This is a genomic window from Erythrobacter sp. S227 (assembly GCF_057364925.1).
On record NZ_CP200280.1, the window covers coordinates 1,115,428 to 1,135,554 of the forward strand.

Below are 20,127 nucleotides of genomic sequence, written 5' to 3' on the forward strand. Positions count from 1 at the left end.
CTCGTCTCATGTTGATTGTTTATCCCCCAACCCACTTAGCGAAGTGGGCCCCACAAGCAAGCCTAGACCCGCTCGACTTTACTTGCAATTTTCCCGATAGGGGGTTGCATGAGTTACATTCTTCTCACCGGATCAAGCCGCGGTATCGGGGCGAGCGCCAAAGAAGCGCTGGAATCGCGCGGGATCACAGTGATCGGGCACAGCACGCGCGGCGAAGAGCCCGATACGATCGCGGCCGATTTTGCCGACCCGATGGCCACACAAATGCTGTGGAATGAAGCACTTGAGAGGAGCGGCGGCGATATAATCGCGCTCGTCAACAATGCCGGATCGTTCGAACACAACTCGCTTGATTCGTCCGATATTGAATGGCTCGACCGGTGGGAAGATACCCTCCGGATCAACCTGACTTCCGCTGCACAACTCAGCCGGTTTGCCGTGCGCCATTGGCAAGGTCGCCTCGCCGGCAAGAACGGCGAACGCGGGCGTCTTGTCCATGTTGCAAGCCGCGCCGCCTATCGGGGCGATTCGCCCGCTCACTGGCATTATGCCGCAGCCAAGGGCGGCATGGTCGCAATGCACAAGACCATCGCAAGGGGCTATGCCGCTGAAGGCATTTTGAGCTTTGCAGTAACGCCCGGCTTTACCGATACGTCGATGGCAGGAGATTACCTGCAGAGCCGCGGCGGTGCAGGGCTTCTCACCGACATCCCGCTTGGCCGGGTGGCAACCCCTCAAGAGATCGCGTCCATCATCGCCTTTTGCGCACTCGATGCGCCAGCCAGCATGACGGGCGCAGTCATAGACGCCAACGGAGCAAGCTTTGTTCGTTAAGTCCCTGCATGCGCTCGCCGCTTCACTTGTCCTCGTCGGCTCATCCCTTTGCGCGCAGGATACAAAGGCGGAGATACCTGCCGACCAGCAAGCCTTTCTCGACACCTGCAAGCCATGGGATGAATGGGACAAACCCGCCCCGCCCTTCCGGATTTACCGCGACACCTATTATGTCGGCACATGCGGTATTGCAGCGATCCTTATCACCGATGACGAAGGCCACGTCCTGATCGACAGCGGGACCGAGGCAGGCGCGGATATTGTCATGGCCAATGTGACTGCTCTGGGCTTTGATCTTCAGGCCGTGCGCTATCTTCTGTACAGCCACGAACACTTTGACCATGTCGGCGGGATGGCAAAGCTTCAGCGCGCAACAGGCGCACTGGTGGTCGCTTCAAAATCCGCAGAGCCCGTGCTGACAACTGGTGAAGATTCGCTGGCGGACCCGCAACACGGGATGCACGAACCGTTCGAAGGCGTTGCCGTGGGACGGATCATGGCCACAGGAGACATCCTCGAGCTGGGCGGCACCACCATTCGCGCGATCGAGACACCCGGCCACTCCCCTGGCGCGATGAGCTGGCGCTGGCAGGAATGCAGGGAACGCTGCGAAAACATCGTCTATGCCGACAGCCTCTCCCCGATCAGCCGCGACGGTTACCTGTTTGGCGATCACCCCGAATATGTCGCCGCATACCGCGCCGGTCTGGTCGCATTGGGACGCGAGGATTGCACCGTGTTGCTAACCCCGCACCCGTCGCACAGCCGCATGATCCGGCGCATGCAGGCGGGAACACTGATCGAAAACGCGCCCGGCGTAAGGCCATGCGCGCGCTATGCAGGGGGTAAATTGCTCGACCTTGAAACGCGACTTTCCAATGAAGCGCTAACCGACGAAGATCGCGCCCGATGAAAAGCTGGAAACTGATCGCCCACGCGCCCAAAGAGACCGTACAGGCGGCTCTCCTCGCGCATGACGAGATTGAGGAATGGGACTACGATCTGGTCATTTCGGGGCGGGAGATCAGCGAAGATCGCCCCCAAGATTGGGTTCTCGAAGGGTGGTTTCCCACCAAGCCAACCGCAACCGAGAAGCGGGCGCTCCAAAGCCTGTTTGAAGGCAAAGCTCCCGCTATTTCAGTGGAAGAGCTGCCCGATACAGATTGGGTGAGCGAAAGCCAGCAAGGCACCCCGCCCATAACCGCTGGCCGATTCTTCGTGCACACGCCGGATTTTGATCCCGAACCCGACCTTATCAATTTCACCATTCCCGCAGCGCAAGCGTTCGGCACCGGCCAGCACGAGACGACCGCAGGATGCCTTGAAGTTTTAAGCGCGATGAAATCCACCGGAATGCGCGCCCGCAGCATCGCTGATATCGGGACCGGCACCGGATTGCTCGCCTTTGCCGCTGCCCGATTGTGGCCTTCTGCCCGTGTCACCGCATCCGACATCGACCCGATCTGTGCCGATGTCGTCCACACCAATGCAGAGCTTAACTCGGTCGCGATTGGCCCCCTGCCCAATCAGGTGACGATGGTGATCGCCGACGGGATGGACGACCCGCTTTTGCGGCTGCGCGGGCCCTATGACCTTTTGATCGCCAATATCCTTGCAGGGCCTCTGGTCGAGCTTGCCCCTGATTTTAGCGGTTCGGTTGCGCCGGGTGGAAACCTGCTTCTGGCGGGCCTTTTGAGCGGGGATCAGGAAAGCTGCGTGCGCCGTGCATACCGCCGTATGGGCTTTCGCTTGGTTGCCAGACTTGAGCGCGGCGATTGGGCGATTTTGTGGTTCCGCAAACGCCGCCTTATCTGATCTGATCAAACACAGCCTAGCGGACTGCATCCTCCAGAAAGTTTAGCGCATTGCGCGTAAAGGCATACATATTGGCGATGCGATCATCGCTAGCCGTCTCCAAAACGGTATGCGCTTCAGACCCGCCGGGTCCCGCGACCGCTACGACGCTAAGCCCCGAAGGCGCGCCGCCGGGATGGGCGGAACCACCGACCGACCCGCTTTCGGCAAGGCCCCAATCGGCCTGCATATTGTCCCTGATCGAACGCGCCTGAAGCGCCGCATATTCCTTGCACGGCCCGCGAATGCCTTTGTACGCCTCGCGCGGTTGATTAAACAGAACATCGCGCGCACGGAAAGAATAGACCACGCCTCCGCCCACAAAGAAATTGAGCGCGCCAGGAACCGTCAAAAGGCTCGCCATAATCAGTCCGCCTGTCGCTCCATCGGCGACCGCGACTTTCTCCCCGCGAGCGCGCAAGCCTTCCGCGATACGAAGCGCTTGGGGATGGAACTCACGCAGAGTATCCATCAATCGCCCTTACCCGCGTTATCATCCACGTCATCGTCGGCGTCCGACTTGCCCGCCCCGGTCATTGAAAGAGCAGCCCCGATCGCAACGCCTACACCGATGCCGAGCGCCAGATTGTCCAAGGCCACACCCAAAGCGACCCCGATTGCAATGGCAACTCCCATACGGGCGCCCTTATTCTCGGCTATGCTCATCCTGCTGCCTCCACAATCGCGGCCCATCCCGCTTCGTCAATCACTTCGATGCCGAGGCTTTCAGCCTTCTTGAGCTTTGAGCCTGCGCCCGGTCCTGCGACGAGTAGATCGGTCTTGGCGCTTACGCTGCCTGCCGCCTTTGCGCCTAACCGTTCGGCCTGCGCCTTGGCTTCATCGCGGCTCATGGTTTCGAGTTTGCCGGTGAAGACAACCGTCTTGCCCGCGACACGGCTTTCCACCGTTTCCACTTCGTAGCGCGGCGGGTTCACAAGGCTCAGCAAATCTTCCCACACCGCGACATTGTGCGGTTCGTGAAAGAAGTCGCCCAGAGCCTCGATTACGCTAGGACCAATGCCATCAATCGCGGTGAGTTCGCTGGCCGCATCCTCGTCGCCCTCGCCGTCTTTAGCCCGCACTTTCTCGGCGATTTCTCGCAAGGCGGGGAGTTCGTGGACGTGTTTCAGCAGATCGCGCGCCGTCACCTCGCCAATGTGGCGAATGCCAAGGCCGAACAGCAGCCGCGCCGCATCGGGTTCGCGCTTGCTATCCACAGCTTCCAACAGCTTATCGACAGACTTATCCTGCCACCCTTCAAGCGCCAGAATATCCTCGCGACGCTGCCGAAGCCGGAAGATATCGGCAGGACTTTCGAGCCAGCCTTTTTCAAAGAATTGCGCGATGGTCTTCGTCCCGAAGCCATCAATGTCGAGCGCCTTGCGACTGACAAAATGTTCAAGCCGCTGTGTGCGCTGTGCCGGACAAATCAGCCCGCCTGTGCAGCGTACATCGACATCATCATCCTGCGCCACCGCCTCGCTGTCGCAGACGGGGCAATGGTCGGGGAAGATGAAAGGCTCACGCGGTTCATCACGGGTCAGGTTCTCGACCACTTGCGGGATAACATCGCCTGCACGCTGGATCACCACCCGGTCACCGGGGCGCACGCCAAGCCGCTCGATCTCGTCGCGGTTGTGGAGCGTTACATTGGTGACCGTCACACCGCCCACCAGCACCGGAGCAAGCCTGCCCACAGGGGTCAGCTTACCCGTGCGCCCGACCTGAATGTCGATGGCTTCAAGAGTGGTTTGCGCACGCTCTGCCGGGAATTTGTGCGCCAGCGCCCAGCGCGGAGCCTTTGCGACAAAGCCGAGGCGTTGTTGGTAATCAAGCCGGTCGACCTTATAGACCACGCCGTCAATTTCATAAGGAAGATCAGGCCTCTGACGCCCGATTTCTTCATAATGCGCGATCATTTGATCGACGGTTTCAGTGCGCGTGAGGAAGGGCGACAAGGGGAAGCCCCAGCTTTCAATTCTGCGCATCATGTCGGATTGCGTATCGCAAGGGACTTCGGACGCCGCGCCCCAGCCATAGGCCCAGAATTTGAGCGGACGCTTTGCCGTAACACTCGCATCCTTCTGGCGAAATGACCCGGCGGCTGCATTGCGCGGATTGGCAAAAAGCTTTGCGCCCGCCTCCTCCTGAGCCGCGTTCAGTGCAGCAAAATCGGCCCGCGACATATAGACCTCACCGCGAACCTCGAAAACGTCCGGAACGCCTTCTGGCAGCTCTTGCGGAATGTCCGCAATATGCCGCGCATTGGGCGTCACATCCTCGCCCACCTGCCCGTCCCCGCGCGTGGCGGCGCGTACCAGCTTGCCCTTTTCATAGCGAAGCGAGCACGACAGACCGTCAATCTTATCCTCGGCGGTAATGACAACCGGATCGCTTTCGGACAGGTTGAGATAGCGCCGAATACGCTCGACCCATTCTGCTACGTCCTGAGCCTTGAACGCGTTGTCGAGACTAAGCATCCTTACTTCGTGCAAGACCTTTGATAGCGAAGAAGTTGAGGGGGCGCCCACTAGCCGCTGTACGCTCAAGAGGTCGTCCTCTGTTATTACGAGCTTATCTTCAATTTCTTGGGCACGCATTTTTAGCCCATCAAATTCATCATCAGAGATAATCGGATCATCCAAGTCGTCATATCTATGCCTGTGAAAGACAATGCTGTTCTGAAGCTGAGACAGTTCTCGCGCTAACTCCTTGCGTTCTTCGGGTGTCAGTTTTTTGGGCATGTTAGAATTCCGCCCTTATGGCGATTTTTCGCGCAAGCCGCATCAATTCGTTGGCGGCATCGACTTCGGACATGTCTTTGGGAGATGGATTCTTTGAGTCAGGCGACATTGGTGGCATTCAAAAAAATGATAGCAGCGATGATGCTTATCATGGACTGGATCATCCAACGCTTCCACCCGCCGGCAAGAAATTCCCGGGCACGAACAGCCAGGAGGATATTCAGCAGGCCCAGAACCGTGATCGTCGCCATCAGGCCAAAGTTCACAAGCGTTGCGTATGGAAAAAGCGTATCCAGCCATTCAGGCGGCGTGCGCGCGTCCGGCATCATCACTTCAGCCGCGCGAAAGCTCCACATAAGCAGCCCGGCAAAACCGAACAGTGTACCCGCGAGCGAAAGCAAAACCGCAAGACCAACCATGAAATTGGATGGTAAGCCCGGTTTGGACAGCCCTTCGCTCATCGCTTCTTATTGAGCTCCATCGGGGTTTGCGTTTTCGGCCTCAACGCCTTCCGGTAATTCTAGCGGAACGCCTGTATCGCTGTCTCCGATTACGATGCCATCGCCGTTCACATCGATACCGATCCGGAGGTCTTCAAACTCGCCGAAAATTTCGCGCACTCGCGCCTCGGCCTCTTCGTCGGACAGCTCGCCGCGCTCGCTTGCCTCGCCGATTTCGCGCAGCTTGGGCAGCGCCTCGCGCCATTTCTCGCCCGCATCATCCGGCAATTGGACAATACTGCCCAATTCGTCGCGCAAATCACGTTCAAGCGAGCCATCCGCCACCGCGCCGGAAATCGCGAGCCCCAGGAAGACCGGCGCCAGTAGCCCCACACCTGCGGAGATGAGAAACACTTTCCTGAAGTCCAGCTCGGTCAGGAAATAGAGCACCCCCATCAGCGCAAGCGCGACGATGGCCGCAAGCCCGACGCCTGCCAACAGCGCCATCAGCACCAGCCCAGCGAGAATTCCGCCCAGTATTTCCATTACACTTCCTCCAGCAGCCGATCCGCCTGCGCGCGTGCCTCCGAAGTGATCTCTGCACCCGAAAGCATGCGGGCAATCTCTTCCTGCCTGCCTTCAGCGTCGAGCTCAATGACACCGGTCTTAGTGACTGTGCCTTTCGACGATTTCGCGATGAGGTAATGCTGTGACCCGCGTGCGGCCACTTGCGGGCTGTGGGTGACGGCGAGAAGCTGGCCTTCTTCGCTTGCGAGCCGGGCCAATCGTTCGCCAATGGCGCTTGCCACAGCGCCGCCAACGCCGCGGTCAATCTCGTCAAAGATAATGGTCGCTGCCCCGCCTTTCTCGGCCAAAGCGACTTTAAGAGCGAGGATAAAGCGGGAAAGCTCACCGCCCGACGCAATTTTGTTGAGGGGCGCAAAATCCGAACCCGGATTGGTGGAGATCAGGAACTCTGCCCCATCCATGCCTGACGCGCCCCAGCGATCTTCGGGCAGAACATTGATCGAGGTCTGGAACCGCGCTGCATCAAGTTTCAGCGGCGCCAATTCAGCAGCCACCGCTTTGTCGAGCTTTTTCGCCGCTTTGACGCGGGTCTCATGCGCTTTCTCGGCTGTCTTCAGATACGCCTCACGCGCCTCGCGCGCGCCCGCTTCGAGCGCGTCAAGCTGCGCCTCGCCGCCCTCAATTGCATCAAGCCGCACGCGCATATCGCGCATGAGTTCAGGCAAAGCATCCACTTCGCAGCGGTGCTTTCGCGCCAGTGCGCGCAATTCAAAAAGCCGCGTTTCGGCTGCATCCAAGGCTTGCGGATCGTGCACTAGCGCAAGGGCTGCTGCTTCCAGCTTGTCCTCCGCCTCGCCCGCCTCAATGACAGCCCGGTCAAGCGCCTCAAGCGCCTCTTTGAGCAAGGGATGTTCTTCGGCGATCCGGTCAAGCTTGCGCGCGGCCACCCGCAGATTGGCGAGCGGGGAATCCGAACCTTCCCAAAGGTGGCGCAGCTCTTCAAGGTCGCCTGAAAGCCTCTCGCCCTTCTGCATGTCCGCGCGCGACAGAGCGAGACGGCTTTCCTCGCCCGCCTGTGGTTCAAGGGCGGTGAGTTCGGCCAAATGCGCAATCAGCAAATCCTGATCCGCGCGCGCCTGCTCGACCTCATCGCGTGCTTCGGCAAGCTGCGCTTCCGCCTTGGCCCAAGCCTTCCAGCGGCGGCCCAGCGCATCGAGGTCGGTGCCTGCAAACCGGTCGAGCAAAGCCATATGCCCGCGCGGGTTCACAAGGCCGCGATCATCATGCTGTCCATGCAGCTCAACCAGATTTGCGGCAAGCTCACGCAGCAAGCCAACGCTGGTCGGTTGGTCGTTGATAAACGCCTTTGACCCTCCATCCGCCTTGACCTGACGGCGGATAATCAGAGGCTCGCCTGGTTCGATTTCAATATCGGCATCATCCAGAGCCCGGCTTATCGCTGGCGGCATAGTGGCAAATTCAAAGCTTGCGGAAACGCTCGCCTTATCCTCGCCTCCGCGTACCAGAGCGGTCTCCGCCCTGTCGCCAAGCACAAGCCCGAGCGCGTCCAATAAAATCGACTTACCCGCCCCTGTCTCACCCGTGAGCACGCCCAGCCCGCGCCTGAAATCAAGGTCAAGCGCTTCGATCAGAACGATATTACGGATGGAAAGCCGGGTTAGCATTGCAACGCTGGCTTAACGCAATCCTACGCCCTCGTCACGCAGGGTTTGTGCGGAAACGAACAGCTTTAATCAGACGGCATTCTTAAGCAGTCGCAGCGATTAGATCGGCGTCACGTCGCTCGCGTGGTCTTGCACGAGTTCGTAGGCTTTCTCGTACCATTCCGTGCCCGGATAGTTCGCGCCAAGAACGGCGGTGTACTTCACTGCTTCTTCGCGGATACCCAGCGCAAGGCTGCTTTCGGTCAGGCGGTAGAGCGCTTCTGGTGTGTGGCTGGTGGTCTCGAAATCCTCGACCACGTTACGGAAACGCAATTGCGCCGCGAGCCAGCGGCCGGAACGCTGGTAAAAGCGGCCGATTTCCATTTCTTTGCCGGCCAGGTGGTCAGCCACAAGGTCAAGCTTCAGACGCGCATCTGCTGCGTATTCGGTTTGCGGGAAACGGCGGTTTACTTCGCGAAGCGCGGTTTGCGCTTGCTCGGTAATCGACTGGTCGCGGTTCACATCGGAGATTTGCTCGTAATAGCAAAGCGCGATGAGATAATAGGCGTAAGGCGCGTCTTTGTTACCCGGGTGGATCGACAAGAAGCGTTGAGCGTTCTGGATCGACTTGTTGTAATCGCGCGAGATGTAATAGCTGAACGCGCTCATCAACTGGGCGCGGCGGGCCCATGGCGAATAGGGGTGCTGACGCTCTACCTCGTCGAACAGAGCCGCCGCTACCTGTGTATTGCCGCTATCCAGGCGGTTTTGCGCCTCGGCGTAAAGCGTCTCCACATCGCGCGCGACATAGGCGACATCTTCATTGGCAGAGCCGCCTCCGCATGCAGCGGTGGTAGCAATGACGCCTCCAAGGATGGCAGCGCGAGTGATTTTCGAACGAATTGAGCGTGTCATGGGAGCGGGATATAGCCAGCCTCAAGGTGAACGCCAAGTGAAGTTCTTGGGCTTTTGCGCCATCAAAGTCCGGCTACCCGAAAAATACGGGCGATTGGCGGGTCAGATCACCCTTCAAGCTCTGCGATTTTGGCCATAACCTCGGGCACTTCACCAGCTTCGCGCACGAACCTTCGATAGTTATCGAGGGCGAGCGCCCTATTGCCCAGCCCGTCTTCGATCTGGGCAGTGAGCAAAATAAATTCAGGATTGTTGGCAAACGCTCGCTCCGCCTGGTCCTTCGCCTCGCGCGCTCCCTGAAAATTGCCAATCGCCACCCTGTAGCGCGCCAATTGCCATTGCAGGAACGGATAGTCCGGGTGATTGTCCAGCGCGATTTTCAGAGTATCTGCGGCTGCATCAACCTGACCAAGATCAAGCTGCAAGCCGGCTACATTAGCAAGAGGCAAAGGTGCCAATGGGTTGATTGTGTTCGCTTTTTGATAGTGATCTATCGCTTCTTCCAGCCTGCCATCAAAGATCGCTTTGCGTCCGGCGACGAGCCGCGCTTCGAGGTTGTCCTCGCCATTTTTGATCGCCGCGACGGCATAGGGCGCTGCCTCGGTCGGCTTTCTGAGGTCATACAAGCGATTGGCGGCAAGAGCATTGATATGCGCGCTGTTCGGGAAACGCCCGAGAGCGTATTCGAGACGCTGCGTGAATGTCGGCTCATCGTTCAACTGAACCAGCGCCCACAAGAGCATGCGCAAATCCTGCTCGGAATGGTCATCAAGGAGGATGGGATCGTACAGTTCGATCACATTTTGCGCCGACCCTTGCAAAAGGAGCGCGTGGGCAAGAGCCACCCTGCGTTCGTCCTCGCTCAACGCATCTTTCGACAACTGCCCAAGCGCCGCCAATGCGCGGTTTCCGTCGCCAAATTTGAGCATGAGCGCCAGTTGCAGCTTGCGCGCCCGGTCATCGGCCTCCCCGCTTGCAAGGACATCGTTCAAATGCGCATTGGCAATGCGATACTGCCCTTGGTCAAAGGCGCTTTGCGCGTCCTCATAGGTGGACGACGTGCTGAGCATTTCGCATGCTCCAAGCGAGACGGCCATGACCGCTGCCAGAGCGCAAGACCACAATCTTGAACACAGCTTTTCCATGCTCGTCGCCGTAGCGCAAAATGCACTAAGTTTTTGCTAAGCCCTTGGCCGCCGCTCTGGCTTGGTGTCCTGTCCTAGGAAGCGAGTGCAGCCTCTTTGGGCGAAACGCTCACCGCAATGCCATTCAGAACGGCATTTCCGGTGAGCGCATCAAACCGCTGTGTCCCGACCAGATCGTTGAAGGAAACGCCTGCATGATCGGCCGCCGTTTTCCAGCTTAGCCCGCCGCGATTGTGCCCCCACCCGTGCGGCAGAGAGACGACGCCTTGCATCATGTCATCGGTGATTTCGGCAGTGGTTTCGATCACGGTGACATCGGATTGAATGGCGATTGCCTGTCCATCTGTGATCCCGCGCAGCTTTGCGTCCTCTGGGTGCATCATAAGAGTGCAGCGGTCCGGCCCTTTGACGAGGCGGTGCGAATTGTGGAGCCAGCTGTTGTTGGAGCGAACGTGGCGTCTGCCGATAAGGCGCAGCGCGTCTTCGGGAACTTCGTTCATCGTTTGCGCAAATCGCTCGATATCGGCGAGCAATTCTGCGGGCGCTACGTGGATTGTCCTGTCATGGGTTTGCAGTCGGTCCTTGATACAAGGCTCAAGCGGGCCAAGGTCAACGCCGTCCGGCATTGCTTCCACTTCGGCGAGTGTCATTCCGGCAGGCGACGCTTTGAGCAGAGCGTCCAATTGCTCGCGGGGCGTTTGCATATTGGGGGCAGAGCTGCCCTTGGCCGCATGGACCGCAATGGCGAGCTCGCTGACGATTTCCCAATCGGTTTTCGCGCCCTCTTCCATCGGCAGGGTCGGTGCAGAGTAAGCTCCGAAATTGCGGACCGAAAGTGGGCCAAAGAACATGTTGAAATGGTCTTTTTCAAGCGGTCCGCACGGAGGCAAAACGTAATCCGCGTGGCGTGATGTCTCGGTGATATGCGGGTCGAAGGCGACCATCAGGTCAAGTTTCTGCAGGCCCTCTTCGGTCTTGCGGCCATCGGGGGCAGACAGCACAGGATTGCCCGACTGGACGAACAGGACTTTGATGCGCCCATCATCCTCGCGCAGCATCTCGTCGGCGAAGGCCACCATCGGGGTTTCGCCCATGACAGACGGAAGCGTGCCGCGAGCGGTCTCGACCGTGCTGATCCCGCCCGGGCCGTTTAGGCCGACCAGATCGAACAGCGGTTTGGGGAACATGGTCCCGCCAACGCGGTCAAGATTGCCCGAGGCCAGATTGATAAGCTGGACGATCCAATGGTTGAGCGCTCCGAACTCGCAAACAGACACCCCCATCCGGCCATAGATGGCGGCAGGCACATCGCCTGTGAATGGCGCGGCCATCTCGCGGATTTCCGCCTCGCTCACCCCGCAAAAGGCAGACAATTTCGCAATGTCGAACTGCGCCAGAGCATCGCGCACAGGGTCAAGGTTCTGATCGCACACCTCGGCCAAATCGGGGCGCAGGTCCGGCTTCGCCTCAAGCACAATCTTCAAGATCGCAACCAGCAATGCGGTGTCCGTGCCAGGCCTCACCGGCACCCAGTGATCGGCGACCTTGGCCGTCTCGGTCTTGCGCGGATCCACCACCGTCATCGTCCCGCCGCGCGCATGAAGCTCGCGCACTCTCCCGCGAAAATCGGGCACCGTCCACAAGCTGCCATTGGACGCCATCGGATTGCCGCCAAGGATCAACAAATGCATTGTCCGATCAATATCAGGCACCGCGGCCAAGCTCACATGGCCATACATCTGATACTGCACATAATGGTGCGGCATCTGGTCGAGGGTGGAGGCGGAATAGCTGCGCTTTGCCCCAACGGCCCGCTGCAAATGGCGCGATTGCAGCACCAGAGCATAGTCATGCGCGCTCGGGTTCCCGCGGTAAAAGGCCGACGCCGTGCCATCGGGATCAATCGCAGCCACTTTCGCCGCAATCTCGCGGTAGGCCGCGTCCCAATCCATCTCTTCCCAGCTGTCCCCCACCCGCTTCACCGGTTTGCGCAAGCGGTCAGGATCATCCTGAAGATCAGCAATCGCAGTCGCCTTGGGACAGATATACCCCCGGCTGAGCGGGTTGTCGGGATTGCCCTTGATCGAGAGCACGCGGCGCCCCTCAACCTCGACCAAAATCCCGCAATTCGCCTCACAAATGTGGCACGTGCGCTTATGAATGACAGTCATGTGTAGGCCTCTCTCTTGAGCCCCCTTGTGCCGCCCAGCGCGCCCAAGGGCAAGCACTCGCATTTTCCTACTCGGCGCTTTTCTGCTTGGTTAAGCCCCCATGACCCGCCGTACCGATCCCCGCACCACTCGCTTGGCTGTCCCCCCCGGCCAGCTCCCCGCCTTCACTCCCGTCGTCCCCCGGCGCATCCGTAATGACGGCTGGACCCCGACGCGCCAGAAGCAGTTTATCGAAGCGCTCGCCCGGACCGGCAGCGTCCAGTCCGCGTGCAGAGCCGTCGATATGAGCCAGAGGGGCGCGTATGACCTGCGCCGAAAAGAGGGCGCGTCAAGCTTTCGCGAAGCGTGGCAAAAGGCGCTGGACCTCGGTGTAGAGCGCCTCGAAGACGTCGCGATGGAGCGCGCGTTGAACGGCGTGGAGGAGCCCGTCTATTCCTATGGCGAGCTTGTCGGCATGCGCAAAAAGGTCAACGATCAGCTGCTGATGTTCATGCTGAAAAGCCGCGCGCCCGATCGCTTTGGCCAAGGCAAGTCGAGCCTAAAGGGCCTCAACGCGGTCGGCAGAATGGAAAAGCGCCGCCTCAAAAAGAAATGGCGCGCCAAATTCCGTAAAAAATGGGAGGCCGAGCAAGCCGCCTCTCTGGCCAAAGAGGCAAAAAAGCGCGCCGACCCCGCCACCGTGCAGGCCATCCGCGATAACATCGACGCCAAAATCGCCGGGGTCCGCCGCGAGGTTGAGCTCACCCGCCAGCGCGAATGGGAGCAATTCTCCGAAGAAACCCGCAAGGCGTGGAAGGCGTTCGAGACTCTACGCAACGCCGACTTCGAGCGCCTAGCCGCCAACGAAGCCATGCGCCGCAGGCATTACGAGGGGCCGAGGGAGGCGGTGAATGCGGAAGCCTTCGATTGGCGCAAGAAGCCCGAGCCTAAGGTGAGGAAGACGGTGCACTCGCTTAAGGATGATGGGTGGGGAAACACTGACTGATGACCTTGCCAATCCGCCTTTCAAGAGGCACCAAACTAACCAAAGGAAAAGTCATGGATAAACTAAAAATTGAAATCCAGAATTGCTATGGAATTCAGCGCCTTAGCTATGATTTTGATTTCACAAAGGACCGGCAATTTGCAATCTATGCGCCGAATGGCGCGATGAAAAGCTCGCTGGCTCGTTGTTTTCAAGACGTCGAGAAAGGCAAACCCTCAGGTGACCGGATCTTTCCCGAAAGAGAATTGGTTCGTACCATGCTGTCTGATGGCAACGATTTAGCGCAAGAAAACGTATTTGTCGTCGAGCCCTATAATGAAGCATTCAAATCTGAGAGGGTCTCGACCCTCTTGGTAAACCAAGCTCTCCGCCGCGAATACGATGATGTACGACGTCAAATCGATGCAGAAAAAGAGAGCTTGATCAAGGAACTCGGCACGGACGCTGGTCTAAGGCCGGCCGCAAAGGCCGAGGAGATCTTGAGCGAAGATGTGTCTCAAGATCCCAAGCAATTCTTCCGATCGTTACTCAGGCTTCGCGACGAAGTCGCGGAGAAGCCATTCGCACATTTGGCAAGTCTGAAATATAACAAGGTGTTCACGCCCAAGGCTCAAGAGGTCTTGTTTTCACGTGATTTTCAAGAGCAAATTCAACGGTATATGGAAGTATACGATAAGCTTACTAGCGACTCGTTCTTCTTCAAGAGAGGAGTGTTCAACCACAACAACGCGTCCGATGTCGCAAGCAGCCTGAAGAAAAATGGGTTCTTTGAAGCTGAGCATTCTGTCTATGTGAACAATAAGGACGTGCGGGAGGAGATTAAGACCGAAGCTGATCTCGTCAAATACATTGAGATTGAGAAGCAGTCGATCATCGGCAATCCAGAGCTTCAGACCGCGTTCGAGAATATTGACAAAATTCTGACCAAGAATGCTGATCTCAAAGCATTCCGTGATTATATCTCGGAGAATGACGAGATAATTCCAGAACTTGTTCGTCCGGAACGATTGAAACAGCGTTTTTGGATCGCTTATCTTTCAGCGCACGAAGAACGCTTCAATACCGCTCTCGAAACCTATCAAAATGGCAAAGAGAAACTCGATAAAATTATCGAGGCTGCTGGTGAAGAAGCTACGCGTTGGTCGCAGGTACTCGCTGAGTTTAACGAACGGTTTTCGGTACCGTTTATTGTAACGATGGAGAACCAGGAGGATGTAATACTTCGACGTGACGCGCCCAGCATAAATTTCCGGTTCAAAGATCGTGACGGAACCGAGAAGGCAGTTTCCGAGGGGGACCTTATTCGTAGTTTAAGTACCGGTGAGAAACGGGCACTCTACATATTGAATGTGATTTTCGAGGTTATGGCGCGCCTTGACGCCAAAACTGAGACTTTGTTCGTACTCGACGATATCGCTGACTCTTTTGACTACAAGAATAAGTATGCCATCGTGGAGTACCTCCGCGATATCTCTGAGACTGAGTTCTTTTACCAAATTGTCCTCACTCACAACTACGATTTTTACCGGACATTCTCCGGACGAGTTGGGTTGAGTAGGCAACATAAGCTACATGCCATCAAAGATGGAGAGGGCGTCACGCTCAAACAAGAGAAGTATCAGAACAACCCGTTCAAGCATTGGCGCGAACAGATCCCATTGGATCAGAATTACGACTTCTTATTAGCATCAATCCCGCTTTTTCGTAACCTTGCCGAGTATGCTGGAGATGAGAACAGCGAGAATTTGCTCACCCAGTTTTTGCATATTCAATCGGGAACGGCAGCATTGACGATTGGAGATCTCAAATCGATCATTGAGGGCGTCGCGAAGTTTCCCGCTTCTCTGAGTCTTTCACGAGAAAGCGAATCCTATGTGGAAGTCCTTTTCTCCCAAGCGGAGGCCGCCAAGGAGCTTGACGAAGAGGCGATCGAGCTAGAGTCGAAGATTGTACTTTCTATCGCGATCCGTTTGAAAGCCGAGGAGTTTATGATCCAAGAGATCGCAGATGATGAGTTCGTGACGCAAATCTCAAAGAACCAGACTTTTGAACTTACGAAGAAGTATCGAGAGCTGTTTCCAGATAGAACACTGGAAATCAAAGTCCTGAACAAAGTCAATCTGATGACCCCGGAGAATATTCACCTAAATTCGTTCATGTATGAGCCGATCCTCGACATGGCGAACCTTCACCTCAAGCGGCTATTTGAAGAGGTTAGCGCCTTGGGAACTGAAACGATAGGTAAGCTCCAGATTGAGGAGGCGTGACAAGCTATGGACACTGAATTGAAGAAAGCTCTTTCGCACTTGCAGGTCGCATTTTCGCTAGCCAGCAGAGAAGGCGGCCAAGGCAAAGTGATCGTGTCCAAAATACAGAGTGCCGAGGTTCACATTCGTAACGCGATGAAGAATTGACCCTATTTCAAGGTATGGTCAATTGCATTTGCCACACGCCGTTCCACGATTACTAGCGCAATCGCTCCATGCGCCGCGTGACGTCAGACGGGTTCCGCTAGCACGGACCCGCTGGCCGGAGTTAGAGCCGCTAGCATCTAAGCCTGCGGTTGCTGCGCAATCCTCAACTTAGCTGCGGGGCTTCACTCCTCACCCATCCTCAATGCAGCAATAAATGCTTCCTGCGGAATACTCACGTTTCCGTACTCGCGCATCTTGGCCTTGCCCTTTTTCTGCTTCTCCAGCAGCTTCTTCTTTCGCGAAATATCGCCGCCGTAACACTTGGCCGTCACGTCTTTGCGCATCGCAGCGATTGTCTCGCGGGCGATGATTTTGCCGCCGATGGCGGCTTGCACGGGGATTTTGAACAAGTGGCGCGGGATCAGGTCTTTGAGACGCTCGCACATGCCGCGGCCGCGCTCTTCTGCGACGCCGGCGTGCACGATCAGGGACAGCGCATCGACGGGTTCCGCGTTGACGAGGATGTTCATCTTCACAAGGTCGCCTTCGCGAAGGCCGATTTGCTCGTAATCGAAGCTGGCATAGCCGCGCGAAATTGATTTCAACCTATCGTAAAAATCAAACACCACCTCGTTCAAAGGCAGCTCATACGTCACCTGCGCGCGCCCGCCCACATATGTCAGATCGGTCTGGATACCGCGCCGGTCCTGACACAGTTTGAGGATAGAGCCGAGATATTCGTCGGGGGTGTAGATCACCGCCTTGATCCACGGCTCCTCGATCATGGCGATGCGGTTCACATCGGGCCAGTCGGCCGGGTTGTGGAGCATGATTTCCTTCGCATCCTCGGTCTTCGACTTGCTGAGTTGCAGGCGGTAAACAACGGACGGCGCGGTGGTGATGAGGTCGAGGTCGTATTCGCGGCTGAGGCGTTCCTGGATGATTTCGAGGTGCAGGAGGCCAAGGAACCCGCAGCGGAAGCCAAAGCCAAGCGCCGCGCTCGATTCCATCTCGAAGGAGAAAGAGGCATCGTTCAGGCGCAGCTTGCCGATGCTCTCGCGCAGTTTTTCAAAATCGGCGGCGTCCACGGGGAAAAGGCCGCAGAAGACGACGGGCTGGACTTCCTTATAGCCTTTGAGCGGCTCGGTAGCGCCGTTTTTGACGGTGGTGATGGTGTCACCGACGCGGGCCTGTTCGACCTCTTTGATTTGCGCCGTAATAAACCCGATTTCGCCGGGGCCGAGTTCTGGCAGTTGCTCGATCTTGGGGCGCATACAACCGACGCGGTCGACGAGGTGCTGGGTGCCGCCTTGCATGAATTTGATCTGCTGGCCCTTGGTAAGGACGCCTTCGATAACGCGGACAAGGATGACGACGCCGAGGTAGGGGTCGTACCATGAATCGACGAGGGAGGCCTTGAGCGGTGCGTCGCGCTCGCCTTGCGGAGGCGGGATTTTGGCGACGACCGCTTCGAGCACGTCTTCAATGCCGATGCCGGTTTTGGCTGACGTCATGACGGCGTCAGATGCGTCGAGGCCGATGACCTCTTCGATCTCGGCCTGCACGCGCTCTGGCTCTGCGGCGGGGAGGTCGACCTTGTTGATGACGCAGACGATTTCGTGGTCATGCTCGATCGATTGGTAGACATTGGCGAGGGTTTGCGCCTCGACCCCTTGGGCAGCGTCGACGACCAGCAGCGCGCCTTCGCATGCGGCAAGGCTGCGCGAGACCTCATAGGCAAAGTCGACGTGGCCGGGCGTGTCCATCAGGTTGAGCTGATAGGTTTCGCCATCCTTGGCGGTGTAGTTGAGGCGCACGGTCTGCGCCTTGATGGTGATGCCGCGTTCTTTCTCAATGTCCATATTATCAAGGACTTGCTCGGACATTTCACGCGCGGTGAGGCCGCCCGTGAACTGGATCAACCGGTCGGCCAGCGTGGACTTGCCATGGTCAATATGAGCAATAATAGAGAAGTTGCGGATTTTGGAGAGGTCAGTCATTTCCCCCGCCGTTTAGCGAGCATAAAGCCTTATGTCATTCGCGAATATTGCAACAGTCAAATGCCGACTGCTACCAAGCAAGAAGATGCAGTTTATGCTGCTTCGAAACGGGCCTGCGGAGCGTAGGTGAACTTGGGCACGCTACCCTGCCCCAATACGCCGCCTTGCATCTTGTGATAGCTTCCCGGCGAGAGCGCCGCGAGAGGTGCACCTGCGGCAGACAATGCGTATGGCGAAACGCGGTTGCGGGTGCACAAGCCACCCGATCCATCGTCGATCAAATGCTGTTCAAATTCGAGCCCTTGCGTATCGCCGTTCGAGCGGATGACGGTTGCCACTGCTAATTGTCCGCCGCCAAGATCAACCACAAATTGAGTGCCCTTGGGAACATCATCAAGCCCCTAAATCAGAGCGCCGGTCTTAGACAGATTGCGAAGCACGACCTCATAGGAATGATCGTCATGAATGACACTTATCCGGCGATAGACCGTGCGGCGTTTGGAACGCTTGATCCGGTCAGCGGTTGGCGTAATCTTCCAATTGTCGCCAACCAGTTCCTGTTCGACCACATCGCGCCCAACAGGATCGGAGTAGATCGGGCCTTCCATGCGTTTTATGCCGCATTCTTTGAGCCGTTCAAGAAGTTTGGTGCTTTCAATGCCGTTGGCGATGGTGTCCATTTCAAGTGCTCCGGCAAGAGCAACAATAGCGCGAATTAGGCCAAGATCGGGACTATCGTGTTGCTCGGCTTCCTCCACCAGCTTTTCGTCGATCTTGATCGCGTCAAATGGAGCGCGGCGCAGGTAAGCGAGCGAGGAATAGCCACTGCCAAATTCGTCCAGCGTCAGGCTCACGCCAAGCTTGAACAGCTGGCCAAGTGTCCGATCTACCGCGTCGGTGTCACCAAAAAACACTGCCTCGCTCACCTCAAGTTCGAGCCGGTGCGGTGGCAGCTCGGTTTCAGCGAGCGCCTCCGAGACGGATTCGACGAAGCCATCGAAAGCAAACAAGGCAACAGGGACGTTGACCGCCACCTTGATTGTGTCGGGCCAATCAATCGCTTCTGCGCAGGCCTCTTGGATTGCCCAAGTGCCTACTTCGGTCACCTGGCTCGAGCCATCGAGGATCGAGGCAAACTCTTCTTCGTCGATCTCGCCGCGTTGTTCATGCATCCAGCAGATATGCGCCTCTAACGCGCGCACAGTCCCGCTGCTGGCATCGACAATTGGTTCGTATTTCAGGAACAGCTGCTCGCCGCGAACGGCCTCACCCAGATTCTCTTCAAGGCGACGCCGGAAGATCGCTTCATTCTCGAGCTCGCCGGAGAAAAAGCGGTACTGCCCGCGTCCACCATTTTTCGCAGCATACAAGGCTAGGTCGGCAGATCGCACTACCTCGTCCATCGTCACACCGTCATGGGGCGCAACAGCGATCCCGACAGAACATCCGATGACACAACGCCCTTCTTCAAGGGTGTAAGGCTGTTTGAGCATCGTTATGATCTTCAGCGCGATCTCACCAAGCTCTCCGCGGTCGTCGAGATCAGGGATCAGCACCTGAAATTCATCACCACCAAGGCGCCCGATTTCGCACTCGACCTCGATTGAGCGCTGTAACCGGTCTGAAACCTGTTTGAGCAGTTCATCGCCGGCGGCATGACCCAGTGTGTCATTGACGTGTTTGAATTTATCAAGGTCAAGCATCATCAACGCGCAGCTGCGTTTGGCCGCCTTGAATGCGGTAAGCGTTGTGTCGATCAGGCTTTTCATCCGGTGCCGATTGGATAGGCCTGTGAGCGAATCAAACTTCGCCAGCCGCAAAGTTTCTTCTTCGCGGAAAAACTCGTCGGTTATGTCCCATCCGGTACCGCGAAAACCTTCAAATGTGTTGCCGTTGAAGGTGGGTTGGCCCGAAAGTCTCAGAACCGCGCCATTGGGGCGTTTTTCAGCCCTTACGGCGAAACCGGAAAAGGATTTGTGCGCACCCAGCATTAAGGCCAGCGATTTGGTGCGGCCATCCCGCTCGGCAGACACGAACACGCTCGAAAGCGGCTGACCAATGATATCCTGAAGAGGCAGATCAAGCCGTTCAGCGATAGTCGCACTGAGATAGGTCAGATTGCCTTGGCGATCACATGACCAGAACCAGCCGAGCCCGGAGCGTTCAAGATCATCCAACATGGCAAGTTTCTCCCCGTCGGAGAGTTTGCTAACTGCCCCGCGTGAGCTTGCGCCGCTAATTGATGACAAGAAACCCTTAAGGGGCACCTGACGCCTTTCCTTTCCGCATTTGCGATTGTTCAAGAACTCAAATCGCTGTGTTCATTAGGAGTAAACCCGGTTGGTTATTTTTTCGCTAAAGCCGAAAGTTAATCTGCGAAAGGTTGGCCAGGTTACTGGGACGCTGAAAAAGCGCCGCCACGCTGATGGTGCC

17 protein-coding genes are annotated in these 20,127 nt (G+C 57.3%); 5 read left to right on the plus strand and 12 right to left on the minus strand.

The window, feature by feature from the left end; genetic code table 11:
- The first annotated feature begins 108 nt into the window (after positions 1 to 108).
- From AC0V6Q_RS05320 to AC0V6Q_RS05330, 3 genes are read left to right on the plus strand one after another with little or no spacing between them, the layout of a single operon-like run.
- On the plus strand, positions 109 to 834 hold the full coding sequence (locus tag AC0V6Q_RS05320; RefSeq protein WP_486167368.1) for an SDR family NAD(P)-dependent oxidoreductase: 726 nt from the start codon (positions 109 to 111) through the stop codon (positions 832 to 834).
- The gene (gene bla, locus AC0V6Q_RS05325) at positions 824 to 1,747 is read left to right on the plus strand and encodes a subclass B3 metallo-beta-lactamase (RefSeq protein ID WP_486167369.1); all 924 of its coding nucleotides are present in this window, start codon (positions 824 to 826) and stop codon (positions 1,745 to 1,747) included. The genes AC0V6Q_RS05320 and bla overlap by 11 nt, the downstream gene beginning before the upstream one ends.
- Positions 1,744 to 2,649, plus strand: coding sequence for a 50S ribosomal protein L11 methyltransferase (locus AC0V6Q_RS05330; RefSeq protein ID WP_486167370.1), 906 nt, complete (start codon positions 1,744 to 1,746; stop codon positions 2,647 to 2,649). The genes bla and AC0V6Q_RS05330 overlap by 4 nt, the downstream gene beginning before the upstream one ends.
- A 16-nt stretch (positions 2,650 to 2,665) precedes the next feature.
- On the opposite strand, the gene AC0V6Q_RS05335 is transcribed toward AC0V6Q_RS05330, so the two are convergent.
- The 9 genes from AC0V6Q_RS05335 to AC0V6Q_RS05375 all read right to left on the minus strand — a co-directional run bounded on the left by AC0V6Q_RS05335 (position 2,666) and on the right by AC0V6Q_RS05375 (position 12,295).
- On the minus strand, positions 2,666 to 3,160 hold the full coding sequence (locus tag AC0V6Q_RS05335) for a CinA family protein (protein ID WP_486167371.1): 495 nt from the start codon (positions 3,158 to 3,160) through the stop codon (positions 2,666 to 2,668).
- On the minus strand, positions 3,160 to 3,354 hold the full coding sequence (locus AC0V6Q_RS05340) for a glycine zipper domain-containing protein (protein ID WP_486167372.1): 195 nt from the start codon (positions 3,352 to 3,354) through the stop codon (positions 3,160 to 3,162). Before AC0V6Q_RS05340 ends, AC0V6Q_RS05335 begins: the two co-directional genes overlap by 1 nt.
- A complete protein-coding gene (ligA, locus tag AC0V6Q_RS05345; protein ID WP_486167373.1) occupies positions 3,351 to 5,432 on the minus strand; it encodes an NAD-dependent DNA ligase LigA in 2,082 nt (693 codons plus the stop codon). The genes AC0V6Q_RS05340 and ligA overlap by 4 nt, the downstream gene beginning before the upstream one ends.
- A gap of 98 nt (positions 5,433 to 5,530) precedes the next feature.
- On the minus strand, positions 5,531 to 5,893 hold the full coding sequence (locus AC0V6Q_RS05350) for a hypothetical protein (protein ID WP_486167374.1): 363 nt from the start codon (positions 5,891 to 5,893) through the stop codon (positions 5,531 to 5,533).
- A 6-nt stretch (positions 5,894 to 5,899) separates the two neighbouring features.
- Positions 5,900 to 6,418: a hypothetical protein gene (locus AC0V6Q_RS05355; RefSeq protein ID WP_486167375.1), complete on the minus strand. Its 519-nt coding sequence runs from the start codon at positions 6,416 to 6,418 to the stop codon at positions 5,900 to 5,902.
- Entirely contained in the window at positions 6,418 to 8,085 is a 1,668-nt protein-coding gene (recN, locus tag AC0V6Q_RS05360; protein ID WP_486167376.1) for a DNA repair protein RecN, read from the minus strand. The genes AC0V6Q_RS05355 and recN overlap by 1 nt, the downstream gene beginning before the upstream one ends.
- 99 nt (positions 8,086 to 8,184) lie before the next feature.
- The gene (locus AC0V6Q_RS05365) at positions 8,185 to 8,979 is read right to left on the minus strand and encodes an outer membrane protein assembly factor BamD (RefSeq protein ID WP_486167377.1); all 795 of its coding nucleotides are present in this window, start codon (positions 8,977 to 8,979) and stop codon (positions 8,185 to 8,187) included.
- 107 nt (positions 8,980 to 9,086) lie between these two features.
- Positions 9,087 to 10,049 carry a tetratricopeptide repeat protein gene (locus AC0V6Q_RS05370; RefSeq protein WP_486167378.1) on the minus strand — a complete coding sequence of 321 codons (963 nt, stop codon included), beginning with the start codon at positions 10,047 to 10,049 and terminating at the stop codon, positions 9,087 to 9,089.
- Positions 10,050 to 10,198: 149 nt separating this feature from the next.
- Positions 10,199 to 12,295, minus strand: coding sequence for a molybdopterin-dependent oxidoreductase (locus AC0V6Q_RS05375; protein WP_486167379.1), 2,097 nt, complete (start codon positions 12,293 to 12,295; stop codon positions 10,199 to 10,201).
- A 100-nt stretch (positions 12,296 to 12,395) separates the two neighbouring features.
- Between AC0V6Q_RS05375 and AC0V6Q_RS05380 the strand changes: the two genes are divergently transcribed.
- Positions 12,396 to 13,280 carry a hypothetical protein gene (locus AC0V6Q_RS05380; RefSeq protein WP_486167380.1) on the plus strand — a complete coding sequence of 295 codons (885 nt, stop codon included), beginning with the start codon at positions 12,396 to 12,398 and terminating at the stop codon, positions 13,278 to 13,280.
- A gap of 53 nt (positions 13,281 to 13,333) precedes the next feature.
- Positions 13,334 to 15,547 carry a hypothetical protein gene (locus tag AC0V6Q_RS05385; protein ID WP_486167381.1) on the plus strand — a complete coding sequence of 738 codons (2,214 nt, stop codon included), beginning with the start codon at positions 13,334 to 13,336 and terminating at the stop codon, positions 15,545 to 15,547.
- A 329-nt stretch (positions 15,548 to 15,876) separates the two neighbouring features.
- Here the strand turns inward: AC0V6Q_RS05385 and lepA are convergent, their stop codons facing one another.
- The 3 genes from lepA to AC0V6Q_RS05400 form a co-directional block, all read right to left on the minus strand.
- Entirely contained in the window at positions 15,877 to 17,694 is a 1,818-nt protein-coding gene (gene lepA, locus AC0V6Q_RS05390; RefSeq protein WP_486167382.1) for a translation elongation factor 4, read from the minus strand.
- Between the two features lie 92 nt (positions 17,695 to 17,786).
- Positions 17,787 to 18,062, minus strand: coding sequence for a hypothetical protein (locus AC0V6Q_RS05395; RefSeq protein WP_486167383.1), 276 nt, complete (start codon positions 18,060 to 18,062; stop codon positions 17,787 to 17,789).
- 33 nt (positions 18,063 to 18,095) lie between these two features.
- Complete coding sequence (locus tag AC0V6Q_RS05400; RefSeq protein WP_486167384.1) at positions 18,096 to 19,943, minus strand: putative bifunctional diguanylate cyclase/phosphodiesterase; 1,848 nt, start codon at positions 19,941 to 19,943, stop codon at positions 18,096 to 18,098.
- Positions 19,944 to 20,127: the final 184 nt, after the last annotated feature.